This window comes from Paenibacillus sp. B2(2019), from assembly GCF_008370385.1.
In the GTDB taxonomy this organism is placed as follows: domain Bacteria; phylum Bacillota; class Bacilli; order Paenibacillales; family Paenibacillaceae; genus Paenibacillus_AQ.
The window spans coordinates 457294-480475 of the sequence record NZ_VTZR01000002.1 but is presented as its reverse complement, the minus strand read 5'-3'; the positions used below and the strand labels follow the sequence as shown (position 1 = coordinate 480475).

Annotated in this window: 25 protein-coding genes; 12 read left to right on the top strand and 13 right to left on the bottom strand. The window is 39.9% G+C overall.

Annotated elements, in window-relative coordinates; translation table 11 throughout:
• Positions 1-515 precede the first annotated feature (515 nt).
• From PAENI_RS02525 to PAENI_RS02505, 5 genes are all read left to right on the top strand, one after another.
• On the top strand, positions 516-1223 hold the full coding sequence (locus PAENI_RS02525; protein ID WP_149644150.1) for a DUF4145 domain-containing protein: 708 nt from the start codon (positions 516-518) through the stop codon (positions 1221-1223).
• Between the two features lie 175 nt (positions 1224-1398).
• Positions 1399-2076, top strand: coding sequence for a hypothetical protein (locus PAENI_RS02520; RefSeq protein WP_149644149.1), 678 nt, complete (start codon positions 1399-1401; stop codon positions 2074-2076).
• A gap of 75 nt (positions 2077-2151) precedes the next feature.
• Entirely contained in the window at positions 2152-2499 is a 348-nt protein-coding gene (locus PAENI_RS02515; protein WP_149644148.1) for a hypothetical protein, read from the top strand.
• 15 nt (positions 2500-2514) lie between these two features.
• Positions 2515-3963 carry an Ig-like domain-containing protein gene (locus PAENI_RS02510; RefSeq protein ID WP_188114453.1) on the top strand — a complete coding sequence of 483 codons (1449 nt, stop codon included), beginning with the start codon at positions 2515-2517 and terminating at the stop codon, positions 3961-3963.
• Positions 3964-4735: 772 nt separating this feature from the next.
• Complete coding sequence (locus PAENI_RS02505; protein ID WP_149644147.1) at positions 4736-4927, top strand: hypothetical protein; 192 nt, start codon at positions 4736-4738, stop codon at positions 4925-4927.
• A gap of 277 nt (positions 4928-5204) precedes the next feature.
• Here PAENI_RS02505 and PAENI_RS02500 read toward each other — a convergent pair whose 3' ends face one another.
• The 3 genes from PAENI_RS02500 to PAENI_RS02490 are packed head-to-tail and all read right to left on the bottom strand — an operon-like array spanning position 5205 to position 9230.
• The gene (locus tag PAENI_RS02500) at positions 5205-6212 is read right to left on the bottom strand and encodes a FecCD family ABC transporter permease (protein WP_149644146.1); all 1008 of its coding nucleotides are present in this window, start codon (positions 6210-6212) and stop codon (positions 5205-5207) included.
• A complete protein-coding gene (locus PAENI_RS02495; RefSeq protein WP_149644145.1) occupies positions 6209-7258 on the bottom strand; it encodes a FecCD family ABC transporter permease in 1050 nt (349 codons plus the stop codon). The genes PAENI_RS02500 and PAENI_RS02495 overlap by 4 nt, the downstream gene beginning before the upstream one ends.
• Positions 7245-9230, bottom strand: coding sequence for an AraC family transcriptional regulator (locus PAENI_RS02490; protein ID WP_149644144.1), 1986 nt, complete (start codon positions 9228-9230; stop codon positions 7245-7247). The genes PAENI_RS02495 and PAENI_RS02490 overlap by 14 nt, the downstream gene beginning before the upstream one ends.
• Before the next feature lie 363 nt (positions 9231-9593).
• On the opposite strand from PAENI_RS02490, the gene PAENI_RS31725 reads away from it, so the two are divergent.
• Entirely contained in the window at positions 9594-9734 is a 141-nt protein-coding gene (locus PAENI_RS31725) for a hypothetical protein (RefSeq protein ID WP_156113100.1), read from the top strand.
• A 93-nt stretch (positions 9735-9827) separates the two neighbouring features.
• Here the strand turns inward: PAENI_RS31725 and PAENI_RS02485 are convergent, their stop codons facing one another.
• On the bottom strand, positions 9828-10067 hold the full coding sequence (locus PAENI_RS02485; RefSeq protein ID WP_149644143.1) for a hypothetical protein: 240 nt from the start codon (positions 10065-10067) through the stop codon (positions 9828-9830).
• A 327-nt stretch (positions 10068-10394) separates the two neighbouring features.
• On the opposite strand from PAENI_RS02485, the gene PAENI_RS02480 reads away from it, so the two are divergent.
• Positions 10395-11354 carry a hypothetical protein gene (locus PAENI_RS02480; protein ID WP_149644142.1) on the top strand — a complete coding sequence of 320 codons (960 nt, stop codon included), beginning with the start codon at positions 10395-10397 and terminating at the stop codon, positions 11352-11354.
• 67 nt (positions 11355-11421) lie between these two features.
• On the opposite strand, the gene PAENI_RS02475 is transcribed toward PAENI_RS02480, so the two are convergent.
• The 4 genes from PAENI_RS02475 to PAENI_RS02460 all read right to left on the bottom strand — a co-directional run bounded on the left by PAENI_RS02475 (position 11422) and on the right by PAENI_RS02460 (position 12964).
• Positions 11422-11688, bottom strand: coding sequence for a hypothetical protein (locus tag PAENI_RS02475; protein WP_149644141.1), 267 nt, complete (start codon positions 11686-11688; stop codon positions 11422-11424).
• 4 nt (positions 11689-11692) lie between these two features.
• Entirely contained in the window at positions 11693-12103 is a 411-nt protein-coding gene (locus PAENI_RS02470; protein ID WP_149644140.1) for a hypothetical protein, read from the bottom strand.
• Between the two features lie 77 nt (positions 12104-12180).
• On the bottom strand, positions 12181-12456 hold the full coding sequence (locus PAENI_RS02465; protein ID WP_149644139.1) for a hypothetical protein: 276 nt from the start codon (positions 12454-12456) through the stop codon (positions 12181-12183).
• Positions 12457-12505: 49 nt separating this feature from the next.
• Positions 12506-12964 (bottom strand): NUDIX domain-containing protein, encoded by a 459-nt coding sequence (locus tag PAENI_RS02460; RefSeq protein ID WP_149644138.1) that lies wholly within the window; start codon positions 12962-12964, stop codon positions 12506-12508.
• A 291-nt stretch (positions 12965-13255) separates the two neighbouring features.
• Between PAENI_RS02460 and PAENI_RS02455 the strand changes: the two genes are divergently transcribed.
• A complete protein-coding gene (locus PAENI_RS02455; protein ID WP_076299475.1) occupies positions 13256-13504 on the top strand; it encodes a hypothetical protein in 249 nt (82 codons plus the stop codon).
• A 79-nt stretch (positions 13505-13583) separates the two neighbouring features.
• Positions 13584-14261, top strand: coding sequence for a DUF1796 family putative cysteine peptidase (locus tag PAENI_RS02450; RefSeq protein WP_149644137.1), 678 nt, complete (start codon positions 13584-13586; stop codon positions 14259-14261).
• Between the two features lie 38 nt (positions 14262-14299).
• Here PAENI_RS02450 and PAENI_RS02445 read toward each other — a convergent pair whose 3' ends face one another.
• The 3 genes from PAENI_RS02445 to PAENI_RS02435 all read right to left on the bottom strand — a co-directional run bounded on the left by PAENI_RS02445 (position 14300) and on the right by PAENI_RS02435 (position 16185).
• Positions 14300-14614, bottom strand: coding sequence for a hypothetical protein (locus tag PAENI_RS02445; protein ID WP_149644136.1), 315 nt, complete (start codon positions 14612-14614; stop codon positions 14300-14302).
• Positions 14615-14881: 267 nt separating this feature from the next.
• Positions 14882-15778 (bottom strand): SDR family oxidoreductase, encoded by an 897-nt coding sequence (locus PAENI_RS02440; protein WP_149644135.1) that lies wholly within the window; start codon positions 15776-15778, stop codon positions 14882-14884.
• A gap of 194 nt (positions 15779-15972) precedes the next feature.
• On the bottom strand, positions 15973-16185 hold the full coding sequence (locus PAENI_RS02435; RefSeq protein ID WP_149644134.1) for a hypothetical protein: 213 nt from the start codon (positions 16183-16185) through the stop codon (positions 15973-15975).
• A gap of 143 nt (positions 16186-16328) precedes the next feature.
• Here PAENI_RS02435 and PAENI_RS02430 point away from each other — a divergent pair, with 143 nt between their 5' ends.
• Positions 16329-16520, top strand: coding sequence for a DUF6199 family natural product biosynthesis protein (locus PAENI_RS02430; protein WP_042187270.1), 192 nt, complete (start codon positions 16329-16331; stop codon positions 16518-16520).
• A 1-nt stretch (position 16521) separates the two neighbouring features.
• On the opposite strand, the gene PAENI_RS02425 is transcribed toward PAENI_RS02430, so the two are convergent.
• Together PAENI_RS02425 and PAENI_RS02420 are read right to left on the bottom strand one after the other, a co-directional pair.
• Entirely contained in the window at positions 16522-18117 is a 1596-nt protein-coding gene (locus PAENI_RS02425; RefSeq protein ID WP_149644133.1) for a helix-turn-helix domain-containing protein, read from the bottom strand.
• Between the two features lie 115 nt (positions 18118-18232).
• Positions 18233-19252, bottom strand: a complete 1020-nt coding sequence (locus PAENI_RS02420; protein WP_256989875.1) for an ABC transporter substrate-binding protein — start codon at positions 19250-19252, stop codon at positions 18233-18235.
• Positions 19253-19484: 232 nt separating this feature from the next.
• On the opposite strand from PAENI_RS02420, the gene PAENI_RS02415 reads away from it, so the two are divergent.
• Together PAENI_RS02415 and PAENI_RS02410 are read left to right on the top strand one after the other, a co-directional pair.
• A complete protein-coding gene (locus PAENI_RS02415; protein WP_042187264.1) occupies positions 19485-20540 on the top strand; it encodes a LacI family DNA-binding transcriptional regulator in 1056 nt (351 codons plus the stop codon).
• Positions 20541-20723: 183 nt separating this feature from the next.
• Complete coding sequence (locus PAENI_RS02410; RefSeq protein ID WP_149644132.1) at positions 20724-23159, top strand: glycoside hydrolase family 94 protein; 2436 nt, start codon at positions 20724-20726, stop codon at positions 23157-23159.
• Positions 23160-23182: the final 23 nt, after the last annotated feature.

The window sequence follows — 23182 nt, the reverse complement described above, 5'->3', positions numbered from 1 at the left end:
ATACATAAGGATAGATATATCGTGGAACATTTCCCGTGGAACAATAGTGATTCGCGCACACTTATATATATGATTATTATAGGTGTGCCACTGGTCATTATTAATAGGGAATTCCATAAATTTTTATTCATTTCCGGTCAACTTTCCATTCAAATTTGATGGATAATCACCATATTATTACATTAATAGCCTATTTCCTGTCTAAATCCCTCATAAGTATAGTTATAGGGGATATAGATGCTACATAACTATACTTGTGTAGCAAATAGACCATCAACTTGGATAGTTAGTGGTCTATTTATCCACTAATATTATCCAATTCCCTTAATTTAGACGCTGATTTGTACTATTATACATATGATATGCCAGCCAATCAGGAAGATTATCAGGTACGTTACCCCAAACTTTAAAAAGAGTGCTTTAGCATATGGCTTTACACATGAACAAAAAAAGGAAAAAAGTTTCTTCTATCGAATTATATAACCTCATACAGATAATTGAATGAGGGTGAATATATGAAAAAAGTATATTGTCAGAATTGCAATAATAAAACTAAGTATGAAGTTTTAAGAGATTTTAAAACTGCTTCTAATATTTATGATGAGTTTCATTGGGAACATAAATACTACATTATCCAATGTCTAGGTTGTGAAACAATAGCCTTTCTAACTGAGTATTGTGATGAAGATCAATGGGAGTTTGATGAGCACACTAAACAAAGAAATTTGTATAGTGAATTTACTGTTTATCCAGAAGAACCAAAAAAAGAACCCAATATAATACAAAAAGAAAATCTTGTTCCTAAGAAATTTACTGATGTCACTAGTTATATTTATAATATTTACATAGAAGTTATTAAAGCGTATAACTCTAAGTCATATTTCCTTTCTGCTTTAGGTTTAAGAACTATTGTGGAAGCAATGTGTAAAGATTGTGATATATCAGATGGCTATGTTTTAAACGATGATGGGGAAAAAGTGATTAATCAGAGTGGTGAAATAGTTCGCTCAAAAAAATTGAATGGACTTATCAACGGACTCCACGAGAATGGACACATAACTTTTAAACAATCAAATGTATTACATCAAGTAAGAAAACTAGGGAATGAAACTACACATGACATAACCTTTCCAAGGCCAAATACAATCTTAAATGGAATTAATGTTATTGAAATAATACTGCATGAAATTTATCAGTTGGACAAAATCAATATTACTGAATAGATATGATTTAATCTAAAATAATAATCTGCACTCTCCCAAGGGTGCTTTTTATTTTGCGAATTTCCCCTCTGCTCCTTTTAGACCACTAACCATATTATTTATCTAATTCTATAGACCTACAATTATAAAGTGCGATAATATGAAAATATTACATATTATTGGGGGTTTATTGAAAATGAAAAAAGTTGTAGGCTCATTTATTATTGCTACTCTATTGTTTGCAAGTCCTGCATTCGCAACACCGCTTCCACAAGCGGAAATTGCATCTGCTAATCAAAGTCAAGCAAGCAAAACTATCAGAAATAGCATATTTAATCTATCGGATCAACAAATGAAAAATGCCATCAAGATTGGAAATGGTGGAAGAAGTTCTTATGTTAATTTTAAAAGTAGTCAGGAATTTTCGATCTTGTATGACAAAATGAAGATATGGCAACCTGAGGTTTCTTTAATTACTCCGTATTCTTTAATAGTAGGCCAATCTTACATAGCATCAAACAAATACAAAGAATATACTCTTGCAGATGCAAAGAAAGTAAAAAAAATGTTTTCAAACGATGAAACGTTAACCTTTAATGTGACGGCTTATGGAAATGACATAGACTTCGCTAGTAATATAAATATTGTTTTAAAACAAGGAGCGAAAATTTACCAGCCACTATCAATAGATGGATTAGATGAAATGGCTGATACGACAGTATCATGGCCTGATTCTCCTGCTTATAGTAATTCTCTTATGCCTTCATTTGATATCAATAAAATTGATTTCAGTAAACCAGCAGAATTGATCTATTTGTACGCTGGAAAAGAATTATCTGTAACTTACAAAGTTGATTTCTCGAAAATCAAATAACAACAATCATTCCAAGCCTACTAATGAGTGGGCTTTTTTCTATGCCCAAAAATCCCCATACAAAGGAGCAATCACATGAAATTCACAGAGCGTCTTCAACTAGAAACACAAGGTATTACCCTATCTCCTGCTGAACTATCCATCTACCTAGCAGAAGAAGGGATCACTAATCCAGAACTGGACTATGATCCATCATCTAACTTTGGTAAACGTCAAATCTATTCAGCAGCGTTATCCATTCTGAATAGTGTTGCTAATAATCCTTCTTTAATGAAGTCATACAAATCTGACGATATCACTATTTCTGACTTTGCTGATTCTATCCAATCCAGAATAGACCAACTCGAACGTAAGATTCGCATGATGTCCGTCACAGATGATTCATCTAGCAACAGTTCAACGTTCATGCTATTCAATTCATAAGAAAGGAGCGATCCAATGTTTGACCTATTCAGTAAGTCCGATACAGCAGATTATGAGTTTATACAGAGTCAAATTGGTTCAGATGTTTATATAAATGATTCCCCAACTGTCGCAAAAGCGCTTATCACTAATACGAATCTTGAACAAAACTATGATGATAAAAAGATATCCTCCCTATCACCTCTTAATCGTGGTGATTTTGTTGTTTATGAGGATAAAAAATACATGTTTATTTCTGAGTCAAATGGTCAACGTTACAATAAATATAAGGGTATCATGCGCCGTTTACCTCATACTGTAATTGTTAATTCGGCATGTCGTTTTATTCATGTGGATTGTTATATTACTGTAAGTAATTTAGGTGTAACTGATGGAAAAGTAATATCTGTCCTAGATGGGGAGATAACTCTCTACACTAAAGAGTCCTATAAGGAATGGGGACTTAAAATTGATTCTAAGTTCTTTGTAGATGGTCAGAAATTCAAAGTCACCGGAATTGATTCTTTTAGCCAAAAAGGAATTCTAATTTTGTCATGTGAAAAGGATTCTATTGATACCGCTAAAGATGATGTTGTTAATGGCATTGCTGGAGGATTGTCTTGCCGTGTGGATATAACCAATGATCCTACTTCTTTAATGATAGGTAACACGCTTCAATTGGCTTGGACAAGCACAAACAATGTTCCGGTCACATTTACATCATCTAACAATACAATTGCCACTGTGAGTGCTACAGGGCTTGTAACAGGTGTTAAAGAAGGTAGTTTCACCGTTACTGTCTCAAACAGTACAAATGGATTTATATATGATACTTTGTCTATTTCCATCTATGCTCCTGAGGTCTATACAATGTCACTCTATAACACTGGTGATAAGCATGATCTGGCTTACAATGAACAAATTATTATCAATAAAAAGGTGTATTTGAATGGTGCGTCCACTACTGATAAATCGGTCACATATTCACTTGTCTATGCTGATAAAAACACTGAGGTTCCTTCTACTATTGCAACGATTAGTGTTGATTCCAGTAATATTGTAACTATAACAAATGTTAATACTGGTATTACCAATGAATCTATTTATGTTAAAGCAGTCCTTGACGCTGATAATTCAATTGTAGATTATTACGCTTTAAACTTGGCATATCAAGTGACCGTTAAAAAGACAATTGTCATTACTCCTAATAGCGCAACCTATGTCGATATCACGAAGGGTGCTTCAGCAGGAGTAACATTTACTGCAACTGTATCTAGTGGTGTAGAGGATTGTGGATGGGCTATATTTGCAGATGATAAAGTCAACCCACCAGTAGCAGCCAATCAAAGTATATTAAATCAATCGACATCAACTATACAAATTAAGGGATTAGTATCCACGACTTATTTTCAATTAAAATGTTATTTATTGAGTGATCCAAGTGTAATTACTTGGCAACGAGTAAGAATCAAGAGTGCCATCTAAGACCACTATCTTCCTGATTTGGAAAGACCACTTTACTTTCAGGACAGACCACATTATAATAATACTATCAAGTTCTTAAATTTGATGGTCGATTAATTATAAACGTTGTCGGAGTAAGGACGAATCACATTTCCAACCAGTCTTAATTGACAGGGTAGGGGTCATGGGTTCGAACCCCATCCGTCCTATATCGAAAAGCCTTGAATTTCAAGGCTTTTTTTGTTTTCTATTCACTTATCATTCTATTAAAAACCCCTGTGATACGAATCGCGATTACTTTTCGTATCAGTTCATGTGATCCTCTGGGAAAATATCATCGCTTCTACCCTCCATCCAATTCCTAAATTCCGCTTTACTGATATATAATTCCCTTCCCACTTTTGCAACTTGAAATACGTGGAAGCATGTTTACAATCCTATCAATTCTATCGCAGTACTCCCCTTTATCACTTAATTATTTGGAATTATTCGAATTATACAAACGGGCAGATCATGCTATAATCCCAAAAAGGTTGATATCAATGAGTTTTGTAATCGTTGTTTTAATTTTTACGGTGTTGTTTGGTGTATTCTAAAAAACAAAAAGCAGTAATTCATTGAACTTTTCGGTGCGCGGTATGCGTCTACTTCGTCAAAACCTTGGGAGAGGAGGGATACTCCTACTCCCTTAATGATCTGTATCTTCGTACTGTTCATTACTACTTTTTAATAATGAAACCTATCTTTGGGATAAAACGTATTAATTGTTAAATATTTTTTGAGGATGATTATTATGAATCAAGAAAACTTAACTTGTAAAGCTTGTGGAAGTACTACCTTTGCTAAAGGTGAAGTGAACGCTGTGGATGCTAGAGTAATGCCAATCGGTAAATCTTTTACTTTTGGCTCCCCGGTTGTATATACATTTTGTAAAAAGTGCGGAGAAGTAGCCTCAATTAAAATTACAAAACCCGAGAAATTTTGAGCCTACATAACAGCCTCTTTTTAGAATTCTCTAGTGAGCAATTTGGGTCTACTGCAACACTGTTCTACTCATACTCAGTCGTAATTCTACTTGGTACACCAAGCATTGTGGTTACATGATAGCAGAAGATAAGTACAAAAAGAGGAGTTTAAAAACCGCGAAAATCCTTGTATAATCAAGGATCTTCGCGGTTTTTTGTTTTTTTAAAAGCCTCGTAAGGGCTCGCGGCAAAACCCAAAAAGAAGGCTTTTTTATACGTTGGAAAGAACTCCGATATTTATTTTGAACGCATCAATAAATATAGGAAGTAAGGCACACTCAGCATTGTTACAATAATCCCTGCGGGAATATCCGACTTAAAGCTGACCGTTCGAGCAATCGTATCCGCTATAAGCAGCAATAGCGCACCAATAAGTGCTGAAGTTGGTAGAAGTACTTTATAGTCGTGACCTACCAGCTTGCGAGCCACATGCGGACTAATCAATCCAATAAAGAAAATGGAGCCCCCGAGCGCTACACAGCCAGAAGCAATGCCTACAGCCGCAATCGCCAGGCGCAAAAATTTCTTCTTTACAGCGACTCCTAATCCTATCGAAATTTCGTTGCCTAGCACCAAGACGTTCAATGTCCTGAAATAAGAAATAATATATGCGAATAGCAGCAATACCCAAGGTGCCAACAAGCTGATATAAGACCACTTGTCCCCCCATAAATATCCTGCTTGCCAACGCTGCGCAAACTCATACTTCTGGTCATCAAGCTTTAAAGTCAGGAATAACGACAGCGCACTAAACCCCATATTAATCGCAACACCCGTCAAGACAAGTCGTGTAGAAGAAATCATACGACGTTTCCTATAGGCTAGAATATAGATCAGAGCTGCTGCCAGCAAACCACCTAAGAATGCCATAGACGGCAGTAATAATGTTATAGCGGTGCCTTGAATGCTCACAGTTGAGATAATCAGCAACACCATAAGACCTGAACCTGAGCTAATACCAAGCATGCCGGGATCAGCCAGATCATTGCGCAGCAACGCCTGCATAACTGCACCTGCCAGTGCCATCCCAAATCCAACAAGTATCGCTAATACGATCCGAGGAAGACGAAACTTATAAACAACGAGATTATGCTCCTCTGGACCTTGTCCAAGCAATACTTGAAATACTTCAAGTGGATTGAGAGACACCTTTCCCAAATTAAGACTAAGAATAGCTCCTGCAATAAGCAGTAATATGAGAGATAGAATCCATATTGTAGCCTTATGCGATTTAACAACATTCATTTGAAGGCTCTCCTCTCTTTGCTCGCAATTAGCAAGAAGAAAGGAACACCAATCATTGCAAAAATAATGCCCAGTGCTGTCTCCGCCGGACGATTAATCAGCCTTCCTGCGATATCCGCTACTACCATAAGTGCGCCGCCGTAAATGGCTGATGCCGGAATAATATAACGATAATCTACACCTACAAAAAAACGCATAATATGCGGAATAATCAACCCTACAAAGCCGATTGGCCCTACAAGTGCAACAGCTACACCCGCTAGTAAAAGGACCGCAAGCGTAGCTATCATCTTAACGAGAACGATCCGTTGCCCGAAGCCTTTCGCGATCTCTTCCCCCAAGTTTAAAACAGTGATAGAGCGTGCAATGAATAGTGACAAAGCCAGTCCACCTAGGAACCAAGGTATAACTAGCCTAATTTCCACCCATGTTGCTCCAGCCACACTACCCGAAGTCCAATAAGCAAGGGCACGACCAATTCCATAGTTTAATGAGATAAATGACCCCACAGCTCCAAATAGCATTGTAGTTGATATTCCAGCTAGCACCAGTCGTTGAGGTGTCATTCCTGAACGATTCAATGAAGCGGCAAGATACGTTAATCCTGCGCCAAGTCCTGCGCCAATAAAGCTAACCAGCAAGGTTGTTGTCTGCAGTTGCCCTGGAAGAAAAACCAGTGTAACGGCCATTGCAAGAGCTGCTCCTGCATTTACTCCCATTAATCCGGAATCTGCTAAGGGATTTCGCGTATAACCTTGCATAACCGCTCCTGCTACCGCGAGACACATACCCGCAATAATATCAGCTGCTGTACGCGGAATACGAAGGGCATGAATAATCTGATGCTCGGTCAGTTCAGGATCAAAATTAAAAATCGCTGTCCATGCCATCTTCAGGCTCATGGAAGCAGAGCCAAAAGAGATAGAAGCTGCCACTGAAAGCAGCAGCAGCAGTATCCCTAGGAGTAGAAACAGACCGAAATACGATTTCCCTCTTAAATTAGGAATAACAGCTGTTCTATCATCTAGCTTTCTATTTTTTTTCATACGCTGACACTAGCTTCTCAACTACAAAATCTAGCTGCTTATCAAGAGAGTAGATATCGGAATAATATGAAAAATCAAACCCAATTTCGATCAATCTACCTTCTTTGATTGCTGGAATGCTGTTCCAAATGGGGTTGTCCGACAAATCATCAGCCCCATCCCATACAGAGCGGAACACGAAGTCTCCTATATACTCAGGTAACACTTCTAAGGAAACAAACCCTCCAGTAGCCTTCTCCCTGCCATCAATCTTCTTCTGAAGAATCTCTGGTGCTTTTAGTCCTAAATATTCATAAATGATCTGAGAGCCTCTTCCGTAAAGCTTGCTATCGATCACCGCCATCTCTTTTTTGCCGCCCTCGATAATGGTTACCGTCTTATCTAAAATTCCAAGTTCACCAAGCTTCTGCTTACTTTTCTCCAACTTCTCATGGAAATTATCTAATAAAGCTTGTGCCTCCTGCTCCTTGCCAAATACCTCGCCAATCTTCATTATACGTTCGTCCGTCGCCATTTTTTCATAAGGAATTGGAATGGTCGGTGCAATATCCTTAAGGATTTCGTAAGTTTCTTCAGAAGCAGCTATGATCAAGTCCGGCTTTACTGCCATAATAGCCTCTGGATTAGGCTCATACCATGAACCAAGATCTTCAATACCTCCCAGCTCTTCTGCAAAGGCCGCTCCTTCAAAGACACTCGAAGTACCTACTGGCTTAATGCCGAGGGCAACAAGATCCCCTTGAAGGTATAACACGACAACCCTCTCTGGATTAGCCGGAACGACAATATCTCCCTTTACCGTAGAGATAGTTCTTGTCTGAGCCTCTTTATTGTTATTGTCAGTTGCAATTGAATTATTGGCTGATGATGATGTAACTTCAGAAGCTTTGGATCCCTTAGAATTCGTGGCAGTAGAACCAACGTTTGCAGATCCGCATGCACTTAAAAGCAAGGTAAAGCTAAGCAGCATCGCTACAATAAAACTTGATGTCTTTGTTATTCGCATAGGTGAAGACCCTCCGGTTATTTTATTATGATAACAGTATTGATAATGATTATCATATTCAACAACATTATATCGGGAGGGTATGTTCTCGCCAATGGAGAATCTGGCGGTGGTAAATGGACGATTCTCCGATGAGCTCACCTGCCTGCTTTCCTTGCGGAATCGGATGGGTGATTGACCATTATATTTACTAAACATACGACTGAAGTAATATACATCGCTATATCCAACTTCTTCTGCAATATCGCGAAGTGGAGCATCGGTACATCGTAATAGCTCTTCTGCATGTTCAAGCCGGTATCGTATCAAATATTCGATCAAGCTGAACCCCGTCTCCCCTTTAAAACGCGTTGATAAATGGCGAGGGCTATAATTAAATTGCTCCGCTATAGATTCTAGTGATAAATTGTGACGATAATGCACCTCAATATAACGGACGACCTGCCCAATGACATCCGGTTGCCTGAGGTTAATTCCATCCTTTGTAAACTGCTTCAATAATTCATGTATAAACTGATAGAACAAGCCTTTAACTTGAATTCTTTCCAATAAGCTTCCTTGTGCCCAGAGTTGTTCCATTGCCATTAGTTGATAGTGAAGTGGCAATGGCTCTAAAGACTCGAAGCCATACTGCATCCGAAATGGATTGCTTCGTTCCAAAAGTCTTGCTAAATCCTTTCTTCCTGGTAAGGAGGCTCTATAGAATAATAAATAGTATTCAAAAATCTTCCCTGCCTCTATGCTTAGTCTCATACCCTTGCCGCCATGCACGATAAAATGACGGTCTGCGTCGTAATCTATACCGTTGAGATTCAAGCTGGCCGCACCCCGCACACAGTAGATAAATCCACATGCAGGTAATATATAGCCTTGCAGCTTGTCCCCAGGCTCCATCACAGCATGTCGAATATCCAGCACTTTAACGGCTGCATAATTCCATGCGGCAATATGATCTTCCAACTTCATCTTGCATTTCACTCCGATCCGTTACACAATCTATTTAAGTTAATTACATCTTAAACATTGATAATGATTATCAATTAGTATTAGGCAGCTCTTCTATTTTGTCAATCGCTGTTTAGTATCGTGCTTGCTGATAGCTTCGCATGAACTTCGAAAAGACAAAAATAACATGGCCATGGATCTAAACGTTACTTGAACTAAACAGGAACAATCTCTCAACATTGCATCTCCTATAATTTAGCATTAATATAAAATAATGAGACTTACTGAAAATCGTTAATGAGTATCGTTTTGAGGATTATTGCATTTTCGCAAACTCACTAAGGAGTAGGAGTGTTTTTTATATGTTATAGGGGAAAACGAATATTGGGACCAATGACTGAAGCTGATGCTCTACGTGAATGGTTTACTCTTTCCGGTACAGTGAAGGACATTTATATTATTGAGGTTGATGAGAACAATAAAGTAAGGCGCCAGATTGGACCCACAAAGAAGAAAAAGAAATAAGCATAGCCTGCAGCAACCTACTATAACTTGATTGAAAAAGAGATAAAACGTAAAAAAGCCCCACCGACCTTTATAGGTTGATGGGGTATTTTATTAAAATGGAAATTTAGTAAACGAGAATATTAAGAGTACCATCCCAACAATCGAAGATAGAGCCGCCATTTTATCTTTAGTTTTAAAATAGCTAGCTCCTCCATTAAAAATCAGAGCTCCACACATCCCCATCATTGTCCAAGACATGATCACTTGATCCTGACCGCGGAAAAATAGTATTGCCAGAATGATTGTTGCTGCACTAAATAGAATACCGAACAGCCTTAGTGCTTTCAGCAAAAAATCCCCTCCCGAAATATAATGGGCTAATGAATTTGCAGCTTACTCGATATTACAAGAAAAAATGTAGCCAATGGGCCACAAAGCAAAGAAATTAAAAACCAGTTTAAACCACTCCTATTTTTACCTTGCGCTAACCCAGCATTTATTAATGCTAATGTACCCCATCCAACAAAATACCCGTTATCCATCACGCACACGACCTTTCAACATCATTTTATAGGAATACGAATATCCAATATAATGGTTTCATCATTACATAGATTACCATTCCTATATCTGGTAGAATTAATTAGTATTTACTATCAGATTTAGGGGGATATAAGATTGAAAATAAAGGCTTTTTTATGTATCGTTGCAACTATTGTACTTCTTACAGGATGTGGTAGTTCCAAAACAAATTCAGAGGAAAAGAATACAACATCTACAGAAGTTACTCAGTCTGAAGCAACAGCTGACTCTTCAAAAACAGCTGCTGCAACACCAGTGCCAGAGAAGAAACTTTCAAAATCCGAGAAATTAGCTCTCGATTATGTGGAAATTTTCCTGAATGGTTCAGATATCGAAGCAAAAAAGAAGTTCGTATCCGAAAATATACTTCCTGATGTACAACCAATTTTTCAAATGGCTGAATCTACCGAGACACCTGAGAATAACAAACTTAAGAACGCTTCAGTAATAGAATCAGCTGATTATACAGACAAAGATGGTGGAAAAGATAAAATCGTCCTAATTCAAGGTGAAAAGTCGTCCTCCAGTAGTGAACTTATAATTTTTATTAAGGATGATAAAATTGGTTGGGGATATTCGTCTAATGACAAGAATAAAGAACCCTTTAACGAAATGAGAAAATTCTTCAAAGAGCCTGTAAATAACACATCTGATTCAGGTACAACTGAACAGTCTCCTGAAGCGACACTTAAAGAAATTAGTAATTTTGTCATTTCAGATATTTGGAATGTTGGATTTGTTGATATCAGTTGGTATGCAAGTTCAGGAACTAGCTCTACAGGTGAAGCCATAGATATAGATTTTACAATTGAACAATTAGGAAAAGCGATGAGTACAAAATTAGAATACGATAATTACATCAACAACCTGGATGCAAAATACGATTCAATTAAAAACATCTGGTCTAAGCTCTCTGGTGAGATTGATCGTATGTTCAAGCAAATCCAAGACACTCCTCCTATAGCAAATGATGCTACCACCAAATTAGATACAGGAATATTCAATCAGTATCAGGATGCTTTTAGTGATGAAGTAGATAAATTATCCAATTCTTAGATTAAAATAAATCCCTGCCACCCCCTCAGGTTGCAGGGATTTTTTATACATGCTGAGATTTCAACAACTACTTTATTCTTGTGGCAATAAGCTGGATCGTTTCATCAGAGTCTTTTACAAGACATTTCAAAGTAATGCCCAGGACAAGTGAAAATAAAGAGATCATAAAACAAATGACTGTAATCATTGCTCCTCTTAAGTCATTTGTGAAATTATAACGCAAGATTTCTGAGAAGCTGCTAGTAGAAAAGAAAATTATAGTCAAAATAAAAAACAATCCAAAAACACAAAATAAAATGTTTGATATTTTATTAACTCTTTCAAAATAGCTCATATATTCAACTCCTCTGATCAAGATAATAATCCACCAAGACATAAATGGAACCGGCAATACCAAAAAGAATAATGGCTATACTACTATTCAAATGATATTCCTGTATAAAGCGTTCATCGTATGCCTTGTAAAAGAAAACATATCCCCCGATACCACTCAGAAGCAATATCATTATGCGGGTAATCAAAGGATTTGCAATCATTCGAACAACCCAAGAGAAAGGAAAAATTATAATAGGGTAAAGAACGGCTGAAAAAAGAAATGCTAAGAAAATAAAAACAAACCCTATATTTTGAAACCCATAGTATTCAGTCGTGCTGATTTTATTTCCTTCCCATAGCTCTAATCCAAAAGTGGCCAAGGTGAATAAAATCGTCGAAACAAACCATAACATGATATGCTTAACTACACGCAAAGTAATCCCACCAATTTTATGCTTTATATATCAGCCGTTTCATTCATAAGATCTATTGTTAAATCTGCTTCCAATAATCATTTAGCACTTGGTTCTATTGAAGTTAAAAAAGGTTTTTGCCCTATTCTACTATTATAGGAAACAAAGTACTCCTCATTTATATTAATCAACTTAAATATTCCTTTTGGGATTGTGACTGTAGTTTGATCACCGCTCATATTTTGTACTACTATTTCTCTTTTATCTACTGACACTACATTAACAACAGCAGATGTACTCGCCATCAAAAGGTACCATATTATAACTAAAAAAATGATCAAAGGAAGAAAAGAGAAGATTTTACGATTATTCATATCTATCACCTCAGAGTAAGGATCATATAATGGACATGATAGTTACCTCCTATCCATTGCCGTACAATTCTTGTATGTATTTTTCCGACATATATTCTCTAAATTCTTTATCTAATAAGTATATTTCATCTTGTTTTATCCACTGATAGTTAAAAACAGACCCACAGTCCTCTCCTTCACCCTCTCCAGTGAATCTCCACTTTTCAGGTAATCTTGTTTCTGGAATCAGCAGGTAGTCATGTCTTTCAACATTTGCATCTATATAATCTTTATAATAATATTGTGTTCCTATTTTCTTTACTAATTTAAATTGTTTAAGTCCACTTTCTTCTTGAATTTCCCTGAATAAGGCTTCTTCTTCTGTTTCCCCGGCATCGACATTACCACCTACTAATCTAAAGGGTACTTCTGGTTCATTAAGATAAACTAATAAGGTCTTTTCTCCAACTTCATTGTCTTGCAAAATAAATCCGTATACCTTCTTTCTAATCGGTTTCCCTATCTTCATCGTGTCCCCCTATTTAGCTTCTTATAAACGAAAATAAAAAAGTATTTGATCATTGATCAAATACTTGCTCAGTCGTACGGTGTTATGAATATATGCTCCCTTGTGGTCATCTACGTTTACGCCATTCGAACATCCATAAATTTACTTTATTGTATTCTGAAAACCTAAATTAAACAAGAGTTACTCTTTAATTCTCACTGCTGATCAAAATAGCACTCCGCTTCTGTTTAGCACATTACAATCTATTGTGCATTTTATATAGAGAAGCTTAATAGAAAGGGGTGGATCAGAATGGCAACTCGTCAACCTGATTTGGTATTGATCACTTGGAGCAGAAATCCTTTGGTTCGTGGCTCTGCACGTAGGATTATTTCTGTCCGCATCATTGGAAATGCTGAGCCTTGTCGACCTAGCTTAAGACCCAACGGGCTACTTGACACCGCCTTAGCTTGTTTATTAGATAATGACATTGGTTTTAAAGTTGTGTTTCGTAAAAAAACTTCAAGGATTAGCGGCTATTTGCTGTTACAACGCCATTAATATTTTCAGAGGGCAGCTAAGTTGCTGCTCTTTTTTAACGTTGAATAGAACCTGAATCTGATCGAAATTAGGTGAGTCCATGAACTTACAAGATGTAAAGAAGAACTATGATTTAATCGTAAGCTTAGGTATGTCTTGTGCTCCTGCTATAAATATGCAAAGGAATAACTTGAGAACATTCTCCATGCCTCTCGACTGGATGATTTCTTATTCATTAACTGATGTAAACAGACTTTATAAAAATAGATTTCAGAATTTCATGGAGTTAACAAATCTGCAAATGCTCGAAGAGACACATTTTTTTCTAGAGGATGGAGTGCCCGCTTATCCTAATGGAAACAAGAATACGTTAGTGAAATCGTATTTTATTCAGGATACCTTTTATAACATTATCTCGGTACATGATTTTCCTATCACCTTAGGTAAACATTGGTCTACGACCTATCCATCTTATAAAGCAAAGCTGGATTTACGAATTAAGAGATTTTGGGACAAATTACTACGCAGTAAAAAAATTCTATTCATTAGATGGTTCGCCACATACGAACAGGATGTAGAGCTACAAGCGATTTTGTCTGATATATTAAAGCCGAACGAATTCACTGTCCTTATCCTTTATCCCGTTCGTGAATTAACATCAGTACGAGAAATCCATTGGAATATTAATCATATTTGTGTGTTAGGATTTCCTGATGATATGAACGATTATGATAGCTGGGATTATATTTTGAAAGATATACAAGTAACGAGCGATTAATTTATCTCCGTATTAAAAAATGACCCTTTCATGGGTCATTAATGTTGACGGCTTCGGTCAATCAAATGATTAATCATTTCTTGCGCAGCAAAAACATATGGATTCAGATATAACCTACTGATACCTACAAATATAGCAATAGGGTTACTGACTCCAAAATCGCTTTGGCTCCAAAGTGATTTTGGATTTGTAAGTTCAGGCTCTACAAGATCATACTTCTCCATCAGCCTTTCCTTTGTTCCACTATCCATTACAGCTCCGTTTCCTTTATCCGCAAAGACTGCTCCTGATGAAAAACACGCCATGATCAGAACAAAGGAAAAAATGAGTATTGCTAGTTTCTTTTTACACATAATACAGCTCCTAATTCTTTCTATAGTCTACACTAAACTCTAAACCTTGTACCAACTCAAATATTTCTCGGGTAATCGCAGGAAATCTATGTATTCGACATTCTTGATCAGTTCTAGATCATATTCTATAAAAATAATGGGATAAAAAGTATTAAATTCTATAATACACCTTTCTCCATATAAAAACAAAAGCACCCCACAGCTATAATTAGTAGGGTACTTTTGAATAATTTCCGTATTTACAATAGCAACATCCCACTAAATATTCTATGGGGTTGGAGTTCCGCCATTGGCATTTAGCGTTTCGCCACTAATATAGCTCGATTCCTGGCTAGCAAGAAATACATACGCCGGAGCCATCTCTGCAGGCTGTCCCGGACGGCCTAGTGGTGTGCTCGCACCGAACGACTTCAGCACTTCCTCTGGTTGCCCACCCACCACCTGAAGAGGTGTCCATACGGGACCTGGTGCCACTACATTGACTCGAATCCCCTTATCAGCGACTTGCTGAGCGAGAGATTTACTGAATGTATTGATCGCAGCCTTGGTCGTCGCGTAGTCCAGTAGGATCGGCGAAGGGTTATAGGCTTGAATGGAAGAAGTGTTGATGATGGTGCTACCCGGTTGCATATGTTTCACTGCCGCTTTACACAGCCAGAACATAGCATATACGTTCGTTTTAAAGGTATCGTCAAAATGCTTCGTAGTAAGATCAGCAATATCGGGGACGAATTGCTGTTTGCCCGCTACATTGGCTAAAATATCAATCCCACCCAGCTGCTTGACCGCAGTATCGACGAGCTGTTCACAGTACTCCTCGTCCTTAAGATCACCTGGGATGGCGATTGCGGTTCGTCCTGCTTCCTGCACCAGCTTGAGAACCTGCTTTGCATCCTCTTCTTCCTCCGGCATGTAGGATAAGACAACATCTGCGCCTTCACGAGCAAAAGCAATTGCCACAGCTCGGCCTATCCCGCTGTCTGCCCCTGTAACAATCGCTTTTCGTCCAGTCAGACGTCCGGTGCCTTTATAGGTATCTTCACCTGTATCAGGCACGGGATTCATCTTCTTCTGAAGCCCCGGCTCTTGTTGCTGCTGTTGAAATTCAGGTCCTGCCTTGGTGTACTGAGTGGTAGGATCTTGCATCGTATATTGGTTAGACATCGATCAATTCCTCCTTTATTTTTAGAAAACCATTTTTTATTTAACGAACTCTTTTTTATGTAAACACAACAGTACACCGCTAAACATACCTCATCGATAGCATAGTCCTGAATATTTCCACAAAAATACCCCAACTACCTGTTAAGGTGGCTAGGGTATCTCATACTCTAAGTATTATTAATCATTTAATGGCCTTAAATTTCCTCTGACTTGTCTTGAACCGACTCATAACGAGTACGTATTTCACGATTTTTAGCGTAGATGTATAAATCTAAAGCCACTATTCCTCTACGTGCCAATTTTACTAGCAGGACGAAGAAGTAGATTCCCAAGCCAATTGATATCAACCAAATTAAAAAGAACAAAACACCTACTCCCCCTCCGAAAAAAAGACCTGTGTGTTCCATACGATTTATCCGCTCCTTAAGCAATTTTCATTTTTTATCAGTCTATATTGCATAAGCTTAAATAAATATATGGAAACTCACACATGAATCGGGACACCCTCCATACAGTTTCGCGTATACATTACATAAAGGAGTGATAAATCATGGGCTTTTTTATTTTCCTCTTTGTTCTGTTAGCGCTACTTAACATCTTTTTCCCACGATTCGGATGGTACATGAGATACGGATGGATGGTCAAAGGTGACGTTGAGCCAAGTGAGGCTTATTTATTAATGACCCGCGTCAGCAGTATAGTGGCACTTATTGTCCTCTTTTTTATCTGGTCTAGTTTCTGACTTATCCTAACGCTCTTAATACATCCTCAATCTTACGCTGATGTGACAATACGCCGTAATTCATCCAGGCCATGAAATCCACCTCATATACGCAGCCGCTACGTACAGCAGGCAAGTTGCGCCAGAGTTGTGTATCCAGCAGTTCCCGTCCTCCCCCTTCAAGCTGATCAAAGGTAATAAACAAATGATCCGCAGTCAGATTGGCAAGCTCTTCTTTTGTCAGGTTCACCCGATTCTTTCCACGGGTCAACTTCCGAACCAAGCTATGGGGTTGCAAGCCCAAATCATGATGAAGCACGCTTCCTGTATACCCCAAATCCTCACATCCATAGAGAGTGATTCCGTAGACTGAGATTCTTAAACAAGCTATGGTCTGACTATAGACGGAACGGGTAAGCAGCTGCTTGGCTTGCTGTGCCTGATGCTCATAATTGTCGATCACTTCCTGGACACGTTCCGTTCTGCCAAAGACGGCTGCTGCGGAATACAATGTGGCACGCCAATCCTCTTGATGAACAGGCAGCTTGAACAACGGAGCGATCCGGCTACACTCCTCCAGATGCCAACGATGAAAGCCATTATCCAGCAAGATCAATTCGGGCGTATACCGGGAGAGCTCCTGCCAATTACGAGTCGAAATATCTACCTCAGGCACATTGTGGAGAGCCAAGTACTCTTGTTTCCCCCACTCGGCGTGAGAATATTGCGCCACAGGCGTAATATCCAGAGCCAATAGATAATCTTCCAAAAAAGGAGCAAACACCCTCAACCCATCCTGATGGAAGCTTCTGTATTGGCCTGGAGTAACACCCACCGATCTTTTAAAACGCCGATTAAAATAATACTCATTACTATATCCGACGGATACCGCGATATCATGCATACGGTCATTCGTCAGCAGTAGCTGCTGCTGCGCTCTTTCGATACGAAGCCCGTTCAAATGCTCCAAGGGAACCCTCCCTGTCACCTCTTTAAATGTTTGTGTGTAACGCGCACGTGTAATACCTGCTACTTCAGCCAACTGATCGACGGTTACGGCTTGGTTATAATGCTCCTCCATATAGTGAATGGAACGCTGTATTGCCTCATGATCACCCGTGACCTGAACGAAAGAGGAATTTGCACGCATGATTAGCAGCAGCAGCTCCTGAAAGCGCGTATGGCCTGCGAACCATTCGATCTCATCTGTGCTTCTACGGCTATTGTAGATAGCCTCTAGCAGTAATTTACATTGTGAAAAGGGTCTACAGCTTAACAAACCAGATCGAAGGATGTCCTCTTTAGTCCTTCCTTCTATTTCACTCTGCCTGTTTTCCCCGGTTTCGATGATTTCAAAAGTAAGCCGATAAAAGCTAAGCCCCCGCTCCTCGGCATTGATTTTGCTTAATAACCCTGGTTCGAACAAGAACCCAGTACCTTTTTCCAGTGGAAACTGCCTCAACTCAGCCTCAACATACCCCTGTCCTTCCGATACAATGAGTAGCGTATGATCCTGAAACACCTCACTCTGTCCGCTTCCTGACAGGGATTGGGTTTCTATATTTATCAAGCTATAGAATAGCTTCCTTCTATTGCTGTCTTGCAAATCTTTTGCCATTCTCCCGCCCCCAATTGAGAACCATTTTCATTCACTTCAGTGTAAAACAAAAAAGAAGGTCTATCAAGGGTGCTGATAGACCTTCTTTTTGCTATTCCTTCAAGGCGGCTGCCATTTATTTCACCATAGCTTCCAGCAGGTCATCAAGCTTCATCGAATTGGCCGTGATGGCACCAGTCTGCCAGTGGGAACGTTCCATTCTATAAACATTCCCGTTCTTCACTGCAGGTAGGCTCTTCCACAGCGGCCCATCAAGAATTTGGATCGCTTCCTGATTCCCTTCAGTATCCCAGCCCCCGTTGTCAGGGAATACAATGATATGATCCGCTTCGAGCTGAGGAATAAGTTCTTCGGAAATAATAGATTGATATTCGGTCATTTCTGCAGCCATAGGCACGGGTGTCAGGCCAAATTGAGAATAAATCACACCGATAAAACGGTTTTTAACACCGAACAAAGCAAAGGTCTTATCCGCTACGTTGAGCCTGATCACTGCTACTTTTTCTTGCCCCAGAGCCTGTTGCAGTTTAGCTTTTCCATCTGCCACTTTCTGATCATACTCGGCGAGCACAGCCTCAGCCTTCTCCGGAATACCGAGCGCATCTGCAATCGCTGTAAGCACTTGTCTTGAGTCCTGCAGCGCCGCCTCAGGGAGACGATACGTTGGTGCTATCTTGGAATATTGTTCATACCTCGCCGCATCCGCGCCTCCGTCCGCAATAATCAAGTCAGGGTCTTTCTCCAACAACGCTTCCAAGCTTCCGGTGATATCAAATTCTGGCACATCGAGATTTAAGTAATCCTGTTTGCCCCAGCTTGGATGATACCACTGAACCACCGGGGTAATCCCCAATGCCTTCAAATAATCTTCAAGGTAAATCCCGGCCACCCGTTTAGGGTTGACTGGAATCTCAACATCTCCGAATTCCCCTGTAATCGTCCGAGTTGCAACCTCTTCCGAAGCATTTCCGCTTCCTTCGCTCGGTGTGCTGCTAGCTGAGGTTGATTCCTCTGCATTCTCTGTTTTAGCAACATTATCTTTCGTAGTATTGCTATTCGTTCCGCATGCCGCCAACGCGGTCAATGCCATAATAAGTACTGCTGACCATAAAAACTTCCGACCCCATCTTACCATTATCCCTTCACTCCAATGCTATATTTTCATTGATTATCATTCTCAATAATCATTATCACAATAGTAGCATGACTTTTATAGCTTTCAATGCACTTTCTCTGCAAAAATCTTATACAAACTATTAACTAGTTTCTTCCCTTCTTCACAAATTTCTTATTATTTACGATTGATTTATACAATGCTTTCGCTTACAATAAACTCATAAACGCGCGTTTATGAAAAGAGGGGAAACATGCGCAGCGAAGATATAGCTAAGTTGGCCGGGGTTTCCCGAAGTACGGTATCCCGCGTGATCAACAATTATTCCAACGTCCCTGAAGAGACCCGGGCCAAAGTGCTGCGGGTGATTGAGCAACATCAGTACGAACCGAACAGCTTTGCAAGGGCTTTAGCCGGTAAGAAGACCGATACGATCGGACTCTTCGCCATCAGTATGAACGAGAAGGAGAATACTACCCGAATTTATCAGAACAATTACTTTGCTCCATTCGTTGATGCCGTAGTCGACACCTCGAATGCCCGCGGATGTTATGTACTGATTCATACGGTTTACTCTCCCGACGATTTCATCAAGGTAAAGCAAGCTTTTCTTCAAAAACGGATTGACGGCGGTATCATTGTCGGCACTCAGAAGGATATTAATATCGTCCGAGAAATGGTAGGGCTCGACTCTCCTCTCGTATTAATTGATTATGATATTTCTGAGATTATGTCGGAGCATCTTGACCGCAATCATCTGGCCATTGTGAACTCCAAAGATTACGAGGGCACCACAGAAGCGATTGAATATTTGATCTCTCTGGGTCATCAAGAGATTGGCATCATCTGTGGGCAAATGAATACGTACTCTGGACGAGAGCGTTATACGGCTTATGAAGATACGCTGAAGAAACATGGCCTGCCTGTAAATGAGAGATTTATTCTGAAAGGTGATTTTCTAAAAGAGACTGCTTACGAAGAGGTTAAGAAGCTCCTTGCTTCTGGAGAACCTTTGCCAACGGCCTTCTTCTCCTCCAACGATGATATGGCTATATCAGCGATGGAAGCGTTCTCCGAACACGGAATCATTGTCCCTGAAGATCTCTCCATGGTTGGATTTGATGACATTCAGCTAGCATCCCGTATTCAGCCTAAGCTGACCTCTGTACGCTTGCCGATCTATGAAATGTCTAAGGCTGCAGTGGAAAAAGTAATCGAGCTGTGTGATTCACAGCAGCCGACGTTTAGCACGATCAGCTTTCCAGCTCGTTTAGTGGAGAGAGATTCCTGTCAACCGCCGAAGAAATAGCTTAAGATCAATCCTTCGCTGAAGAAATCTACATATTTTTCCGTGAAGCTGCTATTGGATTCGGTATCGAAACTACTGCTTTAATTGTCCTGCTTAAAAGCATTGAAAAAACTCCCTTCCCTCGAGGGAATTTTTTCTGAAACTTATAAACGCGCGTTCACAATCGAAAGGAGACTTTCTCACATGAAATTCGGAACCTTTGACGACACTCGTAAAGAGTATGTAATTAACACCCCAAAAACCCCTTACCCTTGGATTAACTATCTTGGTAATGAGCAATTTTTCGGACTTATTTCTAATACAGCTGGTGGTTACACCTTCTATAGAGACGCTCGTCTCAGAAGATTGACCCGTTACCGTTATAACAATATCCCACTGGATACTGGCGGCCGCTACTACTATCTTTATGACGATGGTGATTTCTGGACCCCAGGCTGGATGCCAGTAAAACGTGATCTCGACTTCTACGAATGCCGTCACGGTCTTGGCTACACTTCCATTACTGGCGAACGGAACGGAATTTCTGTGAACCAGCTTGCTTTTGTCCCTATGGGTCATAATGCAGAAGTACATCGTCTTGTAGTGAAGAACACAGGCTCCGCTAAAAAATCCGTGAAACTGTTCTCTTTTGCAGAGTTCTGTCTCTGGAATGCACAAGATGATATGACCAACTTCCAACGCAATCTCAGCACCGGCGAGGTTGAAGTGAAGGATTCCGTTATCTATCACAAAACTGAATATCGCGAGCGCAGAAATCACTATGCTTTCTACTCCGTAAATAAAGAAATCGCTGGTTTCGATACTGATCGTGAAGCTTTCGTAGGGATGTACAACGGTCTGGAAAGCCCACAAGCTGTAGTTGCAGGTGAACCTACTAACTCCGTAGCTAGCGGCTGGTCCCCTATCGGATCACACGCACTTAACATTACGCTTGAACCAAGCGAAGAACAAAGCTTCATCTTTGTACTCGGCTACATCGAGAACCCTGAAGAAGATAAATGGGAATCCCTGAATGTAATCAACAAAAAACCAGCAGAAGCTATGATCGCACAATTTGCTACAGATGCTCAAGTAGATGCTGCACTCGCTGCACTTGCTGCTCACTGGGATAACCTGCTGTCTAAATATCAAATCCAAAGCGGTGACGAGAAACTGGATCGCATGGTTAACATCTGGAATCCATATCAATGTATGGTTACCTTCAACATGTCCCGTTCTGCTTCCTACTTTGAATCCGGTATTGGCCGTGGTATGGGCTTCCGTGATTCTAACCAAGACTTGCTCGGATTTGTTCATCAAATTCCTGAACGTGCTAAAGAACGTATTCTCGATATTGCGGCTACACAATTTGAAGATGGCAGTGCCTATCATCAATACCAACCGCTCACTAAAAAAGGTAACAACGAAGTCGGCACCGGCTTTAACGATGATCCGCTTTGGTTGATCCTAGGAACGGCTGCTTACATTAAAGAAACTGGTGATACCTCGATTCTTGATGAGCAGGTTCCTTTTGACAGTGATCCGAATAACACCGCTACGCTGTTTGAGCACTTGAAACGTTCCTTCGAGCATGTGACTAACAATCTCGGACCTCACGGCTTGCCGCTGATCGGGCGCGCAGACTGGAATGACTGCTTGAACCTCAACTGCTTCTCTACTGAGCCGGGTGAATCTTTCCAAACTACTGCCAACATCGAAGGTCGAGTTGCGGAATCTGTATTTATCGCGGGTCTGTTCGTCTTCGTTGGACCGGACTATGCTGAAATCTGCCGGATGCGCGGACTTAACGATGTAGCTGTGGATGCAGAAGCTAAGATTGACAACATGAAAGAAATCACATTGACGCACGGCTTCGATGGCGATTGGTTCCTGCGTGCTTATGATCACTATGGCGACAAGATCGGTTCCAAAGAAAATGAAGAAGGTAAAATCTTCATCGAACCACAAGGGATCTGCGTAATGGCCGGTATCGGTGTGGAAAATGGTCAAGCTGAAAAAGCTCTATCATCCGTACAAGAGCATTTGGATACTAAATACGGTATCGTATTGCAACAGCCACCGTATTCCAAGTACTATCTGAACCTGGGCGAAATTTCTACGTACCCTCCTGGCTACAAAGAAAATTCCGGTATTTTCTGCCATAATAACCCTTGGATCATGATCGCTGAAACTGTACTTGGACATGGCGACAGAGCGTTTGAAATTTACGCAAAAATTGCTCCTGCTTACCTGGAGGATATCAGCGAAATTCACCGCACAGAGCCTTATGTCTACTCCCAAATGATCGCAGGTAAAGATGCCGTTCGTCACGGGGAAGCTAAAAACTCCTGGTTGACTGGTACTGCTGCTTGGAACTATGTAGCCATCACTCAATCGATCCTTGGCATCCAAGCGGATTTCAATGGTCTGAAGATCGATCCTTGTATTCCTACTGAATGGGATAGCTTTGAAATCACACGCGTCTTCCGTGGAGATACTTATGTGATTCAAATCAAAAACCCGAACCATGTATCCAAAGGTGTAGTTAGTCTTACCCTGGATGGCACAGCTGTAGAAGGTAACATCATTGCTCCAGTTGGAGACGGTGCAGTACACCACGTAGTTGTAGAACTGGGTTAAAAAAATCCGCTCAACCGTTCGCT